Source organism: Asaia sp. Ae19-3, from assembly GCF_059801175.1.
Map to the genome: position 1 here is coordinate 503,268 of NZ_JBCHWF010000001.1, position 14,115 is coordinate 517,382.

General features: G+C 60.9%; 16 protein-coding genes and 1 tRNA gene. 7 read left to right on the forward strand and 10 right to left on the reverse strand.

From position 1 onward, the window contains the following. The first annotated feature begins 2 nt into the window (after positions 1-2). Together dapE and AAID99_RS02155 are read left to right on the forward strand one after the other, a co-directional pair. Positions 3-1,133, forward strand: coding sequence for a succinyl-diaminopimelate desuccinylase (dapE, locus tag AAID99_RS02150; RefSeq protein ID WP_498492990.1), 1,131 nt, complete (start codon positions 3-5; stop codon positions 1,131-1,133). Next, complete coding sequence (locus tag AAID99_RS02155) at positions 1,130-1,759, forward strand: hypothetical protein (RefSeq protein ID WP_498492992.1); 630 nt, start codon at positions 1,130-1,132, stop codon at positions 1,757-1,759. Before dapE ends, AAID99_RS02155 begins: the two co-directional genes overlap by 4 nt. Positions 1,760-1,764: 5 nt before the next feature. Here AAID99_RS02155 and truA read toward each other — a convergent pair whose 3' ends face one another. The 3 genes from truA to def form a co-directional block, all read right to left on the reverse strand. Next, positions 1,765-2,508 (reverse strand): tRNA pseudouridine(38-40) synthase TruA, encoded by a 744-nt coding sequence (gene truA / locus AAID99_RS02160; RefSeq protein WP_267311024.1) that lies wholly within the window; start codon positions 2,506-2,508, stop codon positions 1,765-1,767. Between the two features lie 85 nt (positions 2,509-2,593). Beyond that, entirely contained in the window at positions 2,594-3,508 is a 915-nt protein-coding gene (fmt, locus tag AAID99_RS02165; RefSeq protein ID WP_498492994.1) for a methionyl-tRNA formyltransferase, read from the reverse strand. A gap of 4 nt (positions 3,509-3,512) precedes the next feature. Beyond that, the gene (gene def / locus AAID99_RS02170; protein WP_498492996.1) at positions 3,513-4,058 is read right to left on the reverse strand and encodes a peptide deformylase; all 546 of its coding nucleotides are present in this window, start codon (positions 4,056-4,058) and stop codon (positions 3,513-3,515) included. 187 nt (positions 4,059-4,245) lie between these two features. On the opposite strand from def, the gene AAID99_RS02175 reads away from it, so the two are divergent. The 3 genes from AAID99_RS02175 to AAID99_RS02185 all read left to right on the forward strand — a co-directional run bounded on the left by AAID99_RS02175 (position 4,246) and on the right by AAID99_RS02185 (position 5,460). Then, complete coding sequence (locus tag AAID99_RS02175) at positions 4,246-4,743, forward strand: Hsp20 family protein (protein WP_188425137.1); 498 nt, start codon at positions 4,246-4,248, stop codon at positions 4,741-4,743. A gap of 98 nt (positions 4,744-4,841) precedes the next feature. Beyond that, a complete protein-coding gene (locus AAID99_RS02180; RefSeq protein WP_188425138.1) occupies positions 4,842-5,096 on the forward strand; it encodes a DUF1150 family protein in 255 nt (84 codons plus the stop codon). 1 nt (position 5,097) lies between these two features. After that, on the forward strand, positions 5,098-5,460 hold the full coding sequence (locus AAID99_RS02185) for a RidA family protein (RefSeq protein ID WP_498492999.1): 363 nt from the start codon (positions 5,098-5,100) through the stop codon (positions 5,458-5,460). Positions 5,461-5,483: 23 nt separating this feature from the next. Here AAID99_RS02185 and rpoN read toward each other — a convergent pair whose 3' ends face one another. The 7 genes from rpoN to AAID99_RS02220 all read right to left on the reverse strand — a co-directional run bounded on the left by rpoN (position 5,484) and on the right by AAID99_RS02220 (position 11,414). Beyond that, complete coding sequence (gene rpoN, locus AAID99_RS02190; protein ID WP_498493001.1) at positions 5,484-6,917, reverse strand: RNA polymerase factor sigma-54; 1,434 nt, start codon at positions 6,915-6,917, stop codon at positions 5,484-5,486. Positions 6,918-6,923: 6 nt separating this feature from the next. Continuing rightward, the gene (gene lptB, locus AAID99_RS02195) at positions 6,924-7,700 is read right to left on the reverse strand and encodes an LPS export ABC transporter ATP-binding protein (protein ID WP_498493003.1); all 777 of its coding nucleotides are present in this window, start codon (positions 7,698-7,700) and stop codon (positions 6,924-6,926) included. Further along, positions 7,697-8,686 carry an LptA/OstA family protein gene (locus tag AAID99_RS02200; protein ID WP_498494246.1) on the reverse strand — a complete coding sequence of 330 codons (990 nt, stop codon included), beginning with the start codon at positions 8,684-8,686 and terminating at the stop codon, positions 7,697-7,699. Before AAID99_RS02200 ends, lptB begins: the two co-directional genes overlap by 4 nt. Further along, positions 8,686-9,453, reverse strand: coding sequence for an LPS export ABC transporter periplasmic protein LptC (lptC, locus tag AAID99_RS02205; protein ID WP_188425142.1), 768 nt, complete (start codon positions 9,451-9,453; stop codon positions 8,686-8,688). The genes AAID99_RS02200 and lptC overlap by 1 nt, the downstream gene beginning before the upstream one ends. Next, positions 9,450-10,484 carry a KpsF/GutQ family sugar-phosphate isomerase gene (locus AAID99_RS02210; RefSeq protein WP_498493005.1) on the reverse strand — a complete coding sequence of 345 codons (1,035 nt, stop codon included), beginning with the start codon at positions 10,482-10,484 and terminating at the stop codon, positions 9,450-9,452. The genes lptC and AAID99_RS02210 overlap by 4 nt, the downstream gene beginning before the upstream one ends. A 126-nt stretch (positions 10,485-10,610) precedes the next feature. Further along, on the reverse strand, positions 10,611-11,258 hold the full coding sequence (locus AAID99_RS02215; protein ID WP_498493006.1) for a ribonuclease D: 648 nt from the start codon (positions 11,256-11,258) through the stop codon (positions 10,611-10,613). Positions 11,259-11,327: 69 nt separating this feature from the next. Beyond that, positions 11,328-11,414 (reverse strand) — tRNA-Leu (locus AAID99_RS02220). Positions 11,415-11,526: 112 nt separating this feature from the next. Between AAID99_RS02220 and AAID99_RS02225 the strand changes: the two genes are divergently transcribed. Beyond that, complete coding sequence (locus AAID99_RS02225) at positions 11,527-12,474, forward strand: complex I NDUFA9 subunit family protein (RefSeq protein WP_498493008.1); 948 nt, start codon at positions 11,527-11,529, stop codon at positions 12,472-12,474. Between the two features lie 177 nt (positions 12,475-12,651). Further along, positions 12,652-14,112: an NAD(P)-dependent oxidoreductase gene (locus tag AAID99_RS02230; protein ID WP_498493010.1), complete on the forward strand. Its 1,461-nt coding sequence runs from the start codon at positions 12,652-12,654 to the stop codon at positions 14,110-14,112. Positions 14,113-14,115 lie beyond the last annotated feature (3 nt).

Consider the following 14,115-nt stretch of genomic DNA (forward strand, 5'->3'; position numbering starts at 1 on the left):
TCGTGTCTCTCGATGTCGTTGCCCTTGCCGCTCAACTGATCGGCTGTCGTTCCGTCACGCCGGCCGATGACGGGGCGATGGCCCTTCTTGCCGACACGCTGACGGGTCTCGGTTTCAGCACCGACCGTATCGATTGCGGGCCTGACGGCAGTCAGACCCCCAATCTTTTTGCGCGTCTGGGCGACAAGGGGCCGCATCTCTGCTTTGCCGGCCATACCGATGTCGTGCCGCCCGGTGACGGCTGGGTGCATGATCCATTCGGGGCCCAGTGCGCCGATGGAAAGCTTTACGGCCGTGGCATTGCTGACATGAAGGGCGGTATTGCCGCTTTCGTGGCAGCCGTGGCGTTACTCAAGGCCGAGCGGCCTCTCAAAGGCTCGGTTAGCCTGCTGATTACGGGTGATGAAGAAGGGCCCGCCCTTCACGGTACGAAAGAGGTTCTCCCCTGGATGATGGAAAACGGGCATCGCCCCGATTTCTGTCTGCTTGGCGAACCGACCAACCCCGATCGACTTGGCGACGTCATCAAGATCGGCCGTCGCGGCAGCCTCAATGCCTGGATCACGATCGATGGCGTACAGGGGCATGTTGCCTATCCGCATCTTGCCGATAATCCGGTCCATCGTCTGCTGCCGATCCTGAGCGACTTGACCGCTCGCGTGCTCGATGAGGGCAACGCCCATTTTGCGCCGTCATCGCTGCAGGTGGTGAGCGTCGATGTGGGCAATACGGCTACAAATGTCATACCCGGCAAGGCCACAGCCTTGCTCAATATCCGGTTCAACACCGAGCATCGAGGCGATGATCTGGTGCAGTGGATCCGTGACACCGTGTCGGCTCATGCACCCCGTGCGCAGGTCGAGGCGAGTATCAGCGGTGAAGCGTTTCTGACCGAACCAGGGGCGGCTGTCGCAGCCCTCTCCGAGGTCGTGCTTCGTCATACGGGTCAGGTTCCCAGGCTCGATACGGGTGGTGGCACATCTGATGCGCGCTTCATTGCCCAGTATTGCCCCGTTGCCGAATTCGGCCTTGTTGGCGCGACCATGCACAAGGCAGATGAATGCGTCGCCATCGCCGACCTGCAGGCGCTGGTTCTGATCTATCGTGATTATCTCGAGGCATTCGGATTGTGAAAAGCGGCTCTATCCCCCCAGGCGAGACCCCGGCAGGAGCCGCCTCGCGCATCATAACCGGCACCTTGCAGCTTGCCCGCGGCGATGCTCAGGGTATCGAGGCCTTTCGTAACACGCCCGAAGCACTTCTTTCTGCTCTCGCACCGAGTGTTGCGCTTTTTGTGGTGATGGGGCTTTCCCAGCTCACGCAGCGTTTTGACGCGATGCAGGTCACGAAGGTGCTCATTCTCATCGCGGCCCTACTTACAAGGCTGGTGATTTCCCAGCTTGCTGCGGCGTTCTGGGGACGTGACTCGCTCTGGACGCGCTATGCCACGGCGCTTCTCTGGTGTGGCTGGCTGCCGGTTGTGGTGTCGCTTTTCGCGCTCACGATCGTCCAGCTCATCCTGCCAGGTATCGGGTCGCTCCCTGCCGCACTGGGGGTCATCATGCTGGGGGTCGAGCTCTACGAGCTCTGGCTCGGCTGGTTCATTGCGCGCAAGGGTTTGCAGATCAGCGGTGGCAAGGCGGCTGGGCTGGTTGTGCTGATGAATGTGTCGGTGGCGGCGCTCTATCTCATTGCCGCGCTCTTTCCGCCTCATTACAACGCGCTGCATGAACTCATGGCACCACTGCCGAAATCCTGAGTCGGTCAGCCGAACGGGTCCTGAGCATAGCCTACCCCGACGAGACATAGCCCCTCAGACGGGGCTGTGGGGCCGGCCTTACGGCGGTCACAGGAATCCAGCACTTCACGCAGCTTCGAGACAGGCCATTGTCCGCTGCCGACAAGGTGCAGCGAGCCTGCGAGATTGCGTACCTGATGATGCAGGAAGGAGCGCGCCTCGACATCGATGTGGATATGCATCCCGCAACGTGTGACATCGAGACGATCAAGCGTGCGTATCGGGCTGTTGGCCTGACAGGCCGCAGCGCGGAATGACGAGAAATCATGCCGGCCAAGCAGGGTCTGGGCGGCCTCATGCATCGCGCAGGCATCGAGCGGGCGCCTGACATGCCAGACGTGATCGGCATCCATAACCGGTCGCGTCGGCCGGTTCAGTATCGTATAGCGATAGCGGCGCGAAAGCGCTGAAAAACGGGCATGCCACCCTTCGGCTGCTGCGGCCGCTTCAAGCACGGCAACACGATGCGGCTTGAGGTGGAAACTGATACCGTCGCGTATCTGACGGGCATCGAGGCGCTCATGGCAAGGCAGATCGAGCTGCACAACCATGGCGGAAGCATGCACCCCGGCATCGGTGCGTCCTGCCGTGGCGCTCATGACGGGGGCATCACCCACGAGGCGCGACGCGGCCTCTTCCAGCAATTCCTGCACGGACAGGCCATTATTCTGCTTCTGCCAGCCTACCAGACCGGTGCCGTCATACTCGATCTTGAGTGCCCAGCGGGTGTAGCCTGACGCGAGGCCTTCGCGCCCCTGCGTCTGTGCTTCCTCCGGAGCGCTCTCAATGGCGCAGTCACGCACCAAGGATCGTCCCCTCAGGCACAGGCGTTCCCCTAAGGAAATCGGAGGCCGCCATCATGGCTTTGCCGGGACGCTGGAGTGTCAGGATCTGAAGAGCGCCTTCACCGCAGGCAATGGTCAGGGCATCGTCCAGAGCAATGCCTGGTGCGGCATCATGCGTGCGCGCCACGATACGCGCCTGCCCGATCTTGAGTACGGTGCCGTCCTGCGTCGTGAAAGCGCCGGGCCAGGGTGTGAGCCCCCTGATCTGCCGATCCAGGATGGTTGCCGGGTTGCGCCAGTCGATCCGGCCTGTCTCGCGGGTCAACCGCTCGGCATAGGTCACGCCCTGTCCGGATTGCGGTACCGGCGCGAAGGGGCGACGCAGGGTTTCGATCAGCAATTCGGCGCCAAGAAAAGACAGGCGGTCATGCAGGGTCGATGCGGTCTCGTCAGGGGCCAGATCTATGGCTGCCTCAGCCAGGACATCGCCCGTATCGAGCCCGGCATCCATCTGCATGATGGAGATGCCGCTGCGGGCATCACCGGCGAGCAGCGCAGACTGGATCGGTGACGCCCCACGCCAGCGTGGCAGAAGGCTGGCATGCACATTCAGGCAGCCGCGCCCTGGGGCATCCAGCATCCGCTGCGGCAGGATCAGCCCATAGGCAACCACGATGCCCAGATCGGCGTCGAGCGACTCGAAAAAAGCCTGCTCTTCCTCGTTGTTCCTGATCCTGACGGGGCTTCGTACCGTGATGCCTGCCCGCTCGGCGGCATTCTGCACCGGCGAGGGGCGTAGCGCCTTGCCGCGCCCGGCCGGACGTGGAGGCTGGGTATAGACATGAACGATCTCGTGCCCGTCAGCCCTGAGAGCATCGAATACCGGCACCGCAAAATCCGGCGTGCCCATAAAGACCAGACGCATGGTGTCAGCGTCCTTTCTGTTCCTTGGCGAGGCGACGCATGATCATGTTGCGCTTGAGCTTCGAAAGGTGATCGACAAACAGGATGCCGTCGAGATGATCGATCTCATGCTGGATGCAGGTTGCCAGAAGGTCGTCTGCCTCCATTTCCTCAATGGCGCCGTCGAGCGTGCGGTAACGCAGGCGAACGCTGAGCGGGCGGACAACCTCGGCATATTGATTGGGCAGAGAAAGGCAGCCCTCTTCACGAGCAGCAAGCTGTTCGGACTCGTCGATGATCTCCGGGTTGATCAGCACCAGAGGATTGCGCTCTCCTTCATCGGCGACGTCGACCAGCGCAAAGCGCAGACCAAGGCCGATTTGCGGGGCGGCAAGGCCGATGCCGGGGGCCTTGTACATGGCCGAGAACATGCCGGGCAGATGCGTTTTGAGCAGCGCCATGTCGTCTGCCGTTACCTCGCGCGCCACGGCGCGAAGAACGGGCTGGGGGGCAACCAGAATCGGAGTGGGGGCGATGGACTCGATGTCCGTCAGGAAAGAGAGCGCTGTCATGATGCTGGAGATTTAACGACTCGCAGAAGAGAAAACCAGTTCTAAACCGTCGGGCGCTGACGGTCACAAGAGCATGGAAACGTGGCTGCGGCTTGCACCTGGGGCGAAACATGCCCATATCGGAAACGTGATCCGGCGCCGCTTATGGGCCTGATCGTATTACCGTCTCGCTCATGGAGGAGGCTGCATGTCAGGCCGTCTGTTTACATCGCCAATGTTTTTGGGTTTCGACCATCTGGAACAGATGCTCGAACGTGCGTCGAAAACGGCGTCTGATGGATATCCGCCCTATAATATCGAGCAACTGAACCAGACCACGCTGCGCATTACGCTCGCAGTCGCCGGTTTTGTGATGGACGATCTGCATATTACCCAGGAAGACAACCAGCTCGTCATTCGCGGTCGTCAGACCGATGACAGTCAGGGCAGGGTGTTCCTGCATCGCGGCATTGCGGCGCGTCAGTTTCAGAAGGCTTTCGTGCTCGCAGAGAATATAGAGATCGGCGAGGCGTGGCTTGATAACGGGTTGCTGCATATCGATCTGCTGCGGCCCCAGCCGGAAGTGCGGGTCAAGCGTATCGAGATCAGCGCCGGACGTCGCGATCATCCTGTGCCGCGGGCGACTCATATCGAGATGCCAAAGCCGCGACGCAGCCGCGCCATACGCGATCTCGACGACGAGTGAGATGCATGGCCGGGCGCGTGCAGGCGCTGCTGGAAAGTAAGGGCTGAAGGCCCAGTCGGTCCGTGTTTTTCGGGTCGAACCGAAAGAAAGAAGTCAAGATGAGCAAGATTGTCCACGACGAAGAAGCGGGCAAGGTTCAGGCACCGGTGTCAGATCTGCGTCGCATGACGCATCAGGATCTCAAGGAGTTCGGCATGAGCCACGTCGCTTATGTCAAACCGGTGGTTTACGAAGGTGAGGCCGCTTTTGCCATCCATGCCGCGGACGGCACACCGATGGCGCTGGCCGAAGATCGCTCAAGCGCGTTCGAGGCCATTGTCGACCATGAAATGATCCCTGCCTGGGTGCACTGAAATGAGCCAGACCAATAGCGACATCACGCGCTTTGCTGAAGAGAACCGTCTGAGCGGCGCTGTGCGTCACGGCAACACGCTTTATCTGGCGGGACAAGTCGCCGATAATCCGTCTCTCGACACAGAGGGGCAGACGGCGGACATCCTGCGCCAGATCGACGCGCTGCTGGCCGAGGCAGGCACGGACAAGACGCGTCTGCTTTCCGTTCAGATCTTCATGACGGATATCTCCGAGATCGATTCCATGAATCGGGCCTGGGATGCCTGGCTTGATCACGCGCATAAACCGGCACGCGCCACGGTCGAGGCACGGCTGGTCAATGCAGAATGGTCGGTAGAGATCACCGCTATTGCGGCGATCTGACTCATAACGCTGGGGCAGCTGCTTTACGTCGTTGCAGCCCCCGCAAGATGGGCTTTCAGCTTCTGGTCGCGGCGGCGCTGCGCCGACCCGGCGATGCCCAGTGCTTCCCGATATTTGGCAACAGTGCGTCTTTGGATGGCCAGCCCGGCCTCCTGCAGTTTCTGCGTGATGGCGTCGTCGGAGAGGATTGAGGCGGGGGCCTCCTCACCGATGATCTGTTTGATACGGGCCTTGATGGCATTCGCACTGGTCTGCTCGCCTTCCTCACCCAGCCCGGTCGAGAAAAAGCTGCGCAGGGGCAAGACGCCCCTCGGTGTGCCGACCAGTCGAGACGCGGTTACGCGGCTCACTGTACTCTCGTGCAACCCTGTTTTTTCGGCGATCTGCGAGAGGGTGAGCGGTTTGAGAGCCGCAATCCCCTCCTTCAGATAATTCGTCTGCACGCGGGCAATTTCCAGACAGATGAGCATCAGAGACCGGGCGCGTTGCTCGACGGCGCGCAGGAGCGCTGTCGCCTCGCTCTGCTTCTCCTGTGCATAGTGACGGGCGTCTTCCCGACCGGATAGCAGCCGCCGATAAAGGGCGTCATCGATTGTAAGCCGCGGCCAGGTTGCCGGGTTTAGCGATATAAGAGGGCCGTTCGGGGCCAGCGTGATGAAGAGATCGGGCTCGGCCTCAGTTTCAGCCTCAGGCGTACTGAAGCTACTGCCAGGGCGTGACTCACAGGCTCTGAGTTCCTGAAGCAGCTCAGCGTAATCCTGTGCGTCCAGCGCGCAGGCTTTTCTCAACCTGTCATGCTCACCGCGAGCGAGCCAGTCGAGATGATCGAGCAGGGTCGCGACGGAAGGATCGTAGCGATTGCGAGCCTGAAACTGAGCAGCGAGGCATTCGGCAAGCGAGAGTGCAAAGCACCCGACAGGCTCGAAAAACAACATGGCCAGGCGCACCTGTTCGATTGCGGCGGGCGAGGTGCCGAGAGATGTTGCGAGTTCTCCAATCGGTGTCTCGATACGCCCGGATTCGTCGAGTGCCTCGATCAGGGCAAGCGCAATGGCCTGGTCATGCTGGGTGTCAAAGCGCAGCCGGATCTGGCTCAGGAACTGATCCAGCCGTGTCGGGCGCGGGGCCATCGGCTCATGATGAGACTCATCTTCGCTGTCATAGGCGCCATGGTGCAGAAGTGGTTCGTCTTCCCATGTCTCGCCACTCAGGCCGGGCGTTTCCGGCTCCAGATCACGCGGCAGATCGCCGTCGCGCAGATCCAGCGCAGACTCGGTGAATGACGGAGCGTCGTCTTCAGGGGGGGAGACGATCAGCAGCGGGTTGGATTCGGCGAGCATCGTCAGCTCGGCAAACAGCTCCTGATTCGAAAGCTGCAACAGACCGATCGCCTGTTGCAGCGCACCGGTCATGACAAGGCCGGTCGTCTGGCGCGCCTGAAGAGAAAGGCGCGCCATCAGAAATCAGAGGGAGAAATTCTCTCCCAGATAGACGCGGCGTACGTCTTCATTCGCGACGATCTCCTCGGGGATGCCTTCCATCAGCACCTGACCCGAATGCATGATATAGGCCCGGTCGATGACCTCAAGGGTTTCGCGAACGTTATGATCGGTAATCAGCACGCCGATGCCGCGGTCCTTGAGGTGAGACACCAGATCGCGGATTTCACCGACAGCAATCGGGTCAATGCCTGCCAGAGGCTCATCGAGCAGGATGTAATTGGGCTGGCTTGCCAGAGCGCGTGCAATTTCGAGACGACGACGCTCGCCGCCCGAGAGCGCGAGCGAGGGCGAGTGACGTAGATGCGAAATGCCGAACTCAGCCAGCAGGCCATCAAGCATGGTCTGACGACGGTCATAATCGGGCTCGACCACTTCAAGGGCAGCCAGAATATTCTGCTCGACATTCAGCCCGCGGAAAATGCTGGCTTCCTGCGGCAGATAGCCGATGCCGAGGCGCGCCCGACGATACATGGGCAGTTGCGTGATATTGGCGCCATCCAGTGTGATCGTGCCGGTGTCTGGCTGAACCAGACCGACGATCATGTAAAAGCTCGTCGTCTTGCCGGCACCGTTAGGCCCCAGCAGACCGACGGCTTCGCCGCGCTGCACCTGAAGGGAGACATTGCGCACGACCTGACGCTTTTTATAGCTCTTGCCAATGCCATGGGCGATCAGCCCCGTCTGCACCTGTGGATCATCCAGGACGTCGCGCAGGAGAACGGTCTCGTTATCGCTCATGGATGTGTGTCTCCGGGCTTGCTGCTCGAGGCTTCATTGGGAATGACCATACCCTCGACGCGCTGACCCGGCGCCGGATTCATGATCGCGACGCCTGTCTTCATGTTCACGATGGCCGAGGCGCCATTATTCTGGTTCTGGCCGCTGGTGACGTGCACATGACCGATCAGGCGTGCCATTTGCGTATCAAACACATAGACACCACGGTCGCCGGTGGCTGTCTCGTTGGGCGTGCGCAGCATGACATGGCCCCATGCATAGGCGCGATCGAGCTTAGACGAGCGCTGTGCCGTGCTGTCGCCGCCATTCGGGCCGGGGACGGGCTTGGCCTGAGCCGGTGTTGCGTTGTCGGGCTTGCTGAAAGCCACCAGAACATCGGCCTTGATGCGCTTGCCGTCATTGGTGGTGACAGTGGCATCGCCACGACCGACGGACATGCGCGTATTGGCGTGGTATTCCATCACGTCGCGCGCCGTCATCACATCCTGAGGGGTGGTGAGTTTGAGCGCCTTGCCGGTCATGACCAGAACGGCCTGGTCGATATCGTAGAGCGCCTTGTCACCCCAGGCCTGATCGGTTGTCGTATAGATGTGGACATGGCCGATGGCCTCCATCCGGTAGAGCTCCATCGAGCCCCCCATGGCACCATCGCCGTCACTCTTCTGGCCATCGGCCTTCGCATCGCCGGGCGGCGGGGGCGGGGCGTTCGGGTCCGGCGCCTTCTTGCGCAGAAAGCCGATAAGCTGATCGGCATCGATGGTTACATCGCCACGCACAGCACGAGCCTGATCGACAAAAGTGACCGTCTGGGCATCGTGGTCATAGGTCTGAGGGCCTGCCGAGCTGATATTCACCTGCTCGCCGTGAGACATGTCGATGGCCTGAGCCAGAGCCTGCGAGCCGGTAAAGCCGAGAAGCGAGGCACCGGGAAGCGGCAGGCCCATCAGAAACGAACTCAGGGTCAAAGCAGGGATGAGGCGACGCATCATGGGGCCTTGTGTGCGGGTGAAGTAAGGGCGGGCATGGCATCCTGACGGTCATCATTGCGGATGACGCGTTGCGGTCCGACGAATTGCAGCAGATTGTCGTGCTGGTCGATAAAATAGCCTTGAGCGTCGAGGATGCCAAATGGCCCTTCGGCATGCACCCAGTCATTCGAAGAAATGACGCTGCGATGCAGATCGATATCGGCGGTCAGGCCGTTGAGCAGCGTGCCGTCATCGCGATAAAGCACCACATGGTCAGTCAGATTGAGCGTCTGCTCATGCTGCATGTAGACGCCCTTGTCTGCCTTGATCTGCGCCCAGCCGCCCCCTGCCATATGGGTGTCGGCCACCGGGTCGATCAGATCGATGCGGTCGGGACCGTTCTGATGGGCGATCCGCGCCGTGACCATATAGGGTCGGTTATGGGCATCGAGTCCCCGATAGATCGCGCCTTCCAGATTGCCGCTCTCGACGCGCATCTGCGCCATTTCCTGCATGACGGCACGATTGGCGCTGAGCCAGCGGGCGATTTCGGGCCAGACGGCGATCGACCCCAGAAGAAGGGCGGCGAGCAAGGGCAGCGCCCATTTTGCGGTGTCGAGCAGACGACGACGCGATGCCAGATCGGACGAGGTAGGAATGGCGCGTTGTCTCTGCTGCCCCTGCTCGCGCATCGCTTCGCGCAGCGCGGCAAGCTTGGCAGCATCACGCGCAAAATCGTCGCGTTGCGGTTTCTTGCGATCGTCAGGGGAGGAACTCTGCGTCATGCAATCCCCATGCGAAGCAGGTCGTGAAGCCGGACGATTCCTGCCGGGCGTCCGGCCTCGTCGAGAATGAACAGACTATTGATTGCCTTGCGCCGAGCCGTCATCAGATGAATGACTTCCTGAGCAAGAACGTCTCCCTTTGTCGTTATGGGGTTGCGGTTCATGATCTCCCCGGCGGTCGTCGTATCCAGATTGCGTGTCAGGGCAGGGCGCAGATCGCCATCGCTCACAAGCCCGACCAGTGTTCCAGCGTCATCTGTAATGCCGATGCAGCCAAATGCCTTGCGTGTCATCTCGATGATGACATTCGATAGCGTCATGTCCGGCGTACCCAGCGGCATGGCGTCGCCATCATGCATCAGCCGACTGACCGGCTTGAGCAGGGCTCCAAGTTTGCCGCCCGGGTGAAATGCCCTGAAATCGGTCGCCGTAAATCCCCGGCGTTCCAGCAGGGCGATGGCCAGCGCGTCACCAAGGGCAAGCTGCATGATCGTGCTGGTTGTCGGGGCAAGCCCCATAGGGCAGGCCTCGCGGGCGTGCGGCAGGATCAGAATGATCGTGCTCGCGCGAGCGAGGGTGGAGTCTTGTGATGAGGTCATGCCGATGACCGGCAGGGCGTGCAGGGCGGCATGCTCAAGCAAGGCTGCGAGTTCGCTTGTCTCACCCGATTGCGAGAGCAGAAGCAGCACGTCATCCGTGTCGATCATGCCCAGATCGCCATGGGCAGCTTCGGCCGGATGGACGAAAAAGGACGGGGTCCCGGTTGATGCGAAAGTAGCCTGAATCTTACGGCCGATATGGCCGGATTTGCCGATTCCGGAAACGACGATGCGCCCTTTCGCGCTGGCGATCAGTGTAACGGCATCGATGAAGGCGCGTCCAAGCGCATGAGAACGCCCGAGAACGGCATGCAGGGCGGTAAGCCCCGTGATTTCGGCGGAGAGGGTGGCGCAGGCGCTATCGAGCGCGGAACTGGGGCCGTTCTCCGGATCGTTCCTGGTGCGAGAGCCGGATGGGGGAAGCTCGGTCATGCGTTCTCTTCCCGCTTTGCTGGTCTGAGGTCAATCACCGAGTTTCCATCCGAGCAAGGCCTTTCTGTGGCGCTGCCCCGGAGAGGAAACAACCGGGCCGGTCCTGAGCGCGGCCCGATCGGATAATCAGGCTCGATGGGAGAAGATATCGGGCTCTTCATAACCGAGAATATCGAGACGTCCCCGAGCAGGGAGGAAGTCGTAGCAGGCTTGCGCCAGTTCGCGTCGACCTTCACGGATCAGCAGGGATTCGAGCTTTGCCCAGAGAGCATGCAGATGAAGCACGTCTGATGCGGCGTAGCTGAGCTGCTCGGGTGTGAGGGTTTCGGCGCCCCAGTCTGATGTCTGCTGCTGCTTGGCGAGATCGACACCGAGAAGTTCGCGGCAGAGATGGGCGAGGCCGTGACGGTCTGTGAAGGTACGGACCAGACGCGCTGCAATCTTGGTGCAGATCACAGGGGCCACGGTAATGCCGAGCGCATGTTGAAGAAGCGCGACATCAAAACGGGCGAAATGCATCAGCTTTATGACGCTGTCATCTGCCATCAGAGCCTTGAGGTTTGGGCAATCCTCATAGCGCCCACCCAGGGATTTGGGGCGGATCTGGACCAGGTGTGCCTCGCCGTCACCGGCGGAAAGCTGCACGAGGCAGAGACGGTCGCGATGCGGGTTGAGGCCCATGGCTTCGGTATCAACGGCAACAACCGGGCCGAGATCGAAATCATCGGGGAGATCACCATCATAGAGATGGATCGAAGCGCTCGGTGCGGCCATGTTTTGAGAACCCTGGGGCTAGAAAAAACGGAAGCCGACGATTTCTCGTCGGCTTTTCCGTTTTTCGTATGGTGCCCAGAAGAAGACTCGAACTTCCACGTCCTTGCGGACACAGGTACCTGAAACCTGCGCGTCTACCAATTCCGCCATCTGGGCTCAGAGGCTGTCCGGGGCGCCGCTTTTTTCGGCATCCCGTTCGGTGAAGAGGCGTTTACCGGGCTGTGCGGGGGGCGTCAACACCCCCTTTGAAAAAAAGAGGAAATTTTTCATGCAAGGCTCTGTCGTCACCGTATTTGGCGGGAATGGCTTCATCGGAAGGTCCCTGGTGCGCCAGCTTGCGGCGAGGGGACATCTCGTGCGCGTAGCGTCCCGTGCGCCGCATAAGGCGGCTCGATTGGTGGCCGAGGGCCCCGCGGGGGCCATCCTGCCGGTCTATGCCAGCGTCACCGATTCTGCTTCGGTGGCTGCTGCGCTGAATGGCGCCGGGGCGGCGATCAATCTGGTGTCGATTCTGACAGAAAACGGCAAGGCCAGCTTCAGGGCGATCAATGCCGAGGCTCCCGGCAGGGTGGCGCAACGCGCTCGAGAAGCAGGGGTGGACCGCTTCGTTCAGGTTTCGGCCATCGGCGCGGCACCGGATGCGCCTTCACAATACGGAAGAAGCAAGGCCGAGGGCGAGAGACGCGTGCGTGAGGCGTTTCCCGAGGCTACGATCCTGCGTCCGAGTGTTGTCTTCGGCCAACAGGACAGTTTCCTGAACATGTTCGGCCTTATGGCGAAGCTGCTGCCAATCCTGCCTGTCTATTATCCGCAAACCCGCCTGCAGCCGGTGTTTGTGGAAGATGTGGCGGAGGCAGCGCGTCTCTGCCTGACCGGTGGGGCAAAGACATCTGAAACGAGCGGCGGCATTTTCGAGCTGGGGGGTCCCGATCAGCTGAGCATGGAGGAGATCATGGCGTTCGTCGCGCAGGCGGTTGGTCGCAAACCGCGTCTGCTTCCCGTGCCAAATGCTCTTGCGATGGCGCAGGCGCGCGTTCTCGAAAATCTGCCAGGCAAGCTGCTGACGCGCGATCAGCTCGCCATGCTTGGACAAGACAATATCGTGACAAGCGGCGCGTTGACGCTTCAAACGCTGGGAGTCGTGCCTCAGAGTGTCTATGATCGGGCGCTGGAATATCTGAGCCAAATCAGCGTGTTGAGAACGCTTCTCAACTAAATGGTCCGTTTCGGACCTATTTTTGGGGCTTGGGTAAAATATAATCGAAAAAAAGCTCCGTTTGCTGGGTGATGGGTCAGCATTAATGACTTATCGCCCAATTGGCCTTGTCTTACCTCTGCGTCATGTTTTCGAGGGGCGCTTGTCGCGCCTGCTCGCTCATGGGGAGAACGTTACGTGGCCGAACGGATGCTGCAGTTTGTCTCATTGCCGCAGGAGATGCCTGAGAAGCGCGCGGCCGCCGAACGACGTCAGGATTTCGGCGAAATTTACCGAGCCTTTGCGGTTGATCGCGCCGAGCAGCAGGCGAGCCGCTGCTCGCAATGCGGCGTGCCGTTCTGCTCGGTTCATTGCCCGCTCGGCAATAACATCCCCGACTGGCTGAAGCTCACCGCCGAGAACCGTCTGGAAGAGGCGTATCGCCTGTCATCGGCGACCAACACCTTTCCGGAAATCTGTGGTCGTATCTGCCCGCAGGATCGTCTGTGTGAAGGAAACTGCGTCATCCAGAAGGATTTCGAGAGCGTCACGATCGGCGCAGTCGAGAAATTCGTCACCGAAACCGCGTTCGAAGAGGGGTGGGTCAAACCGCGTCTCCCGTCCCGTGAGCGCGCTCAGAGCGTGGGTATCGTTGGTGCCGGTCCGGCCGGTCTGGCCGCTGCGGAATGGCTGCGAGCTCTGGGCTACCAGGTTCACGTCTATGATCGTCACGACCGCATCGGCGGCCTGATGGTCTATGGTATTCCCAGCTTCAAGCTCGAAAAGCACGTGATCGCCCGCCGCCACGAACTGCTCGAGGCGCAGGGGATCGTGTTCCACCTCTCCACACCCATCGGCAGCGCTGCGGGCGAGACCTCGTTCGAAAGTCTGCGCGAGAAACACGACGCGGTCTTTCTGGGTACTGGCGTTTACCGTTCACGCGAGGTCTCGGTGCCGGGCAGTGGTCTGGGGGGCGTTGTTCAGGCGCTCGATTTCCTCACGGCTTCCAATCGTCGCGGCTATGACGAGACACCGGGCGACGATGCCGTTCTTCATGCCAGAGGCAAGCATGTGGTCGTGATCGGTGGTGGTGATACCGCCATGGATTGCGTGCGCACTTCCATCCGGCAGGGGGCCGAAAAGGTGACCTGCCTCTATCGCCGTGACCGCGCCAATATGCCGGGCTCGGTGCAGGAAGTGAAAAACGCCGAGGAAGAAGGCGTGAATTTCGCCTGGCTGGCTGCGCCGGAAGCCTTTCTCGGTGACGACACTGTCACTGCGGTGCGCGCTCATAAAATGCGCCTGAGCCTGCCTGATGCCTCTGGCCGTCAATCGGTCGAGGCAATGCCCGATAGCAGCTTTGCCATTCAGGCCGATCTCGTCATCAAGGCGCTTGGCTTCGATCCTGAAGACTTGCCCGGCGAGTGGAAGGCCCCCGAACTGGCCGTCACCAAATGGGGCACGCTCAAGGTCACGCCGGGTCGCTTCGAGACCAGTGTGCCGGGCGTATTTGCAGGCGGCGATATCGTGCGCGGCGCGTCGCTTGTTGTCTGGGCCATCCGGGACGGGCGTGAAGCCGCAGCAGAAATGCACCAATTCCTCTCTGCAAAAGAGAACGCGACAGCAGATCAGGCCGCACGACTGGTGGCGGCGGAGTAAGGG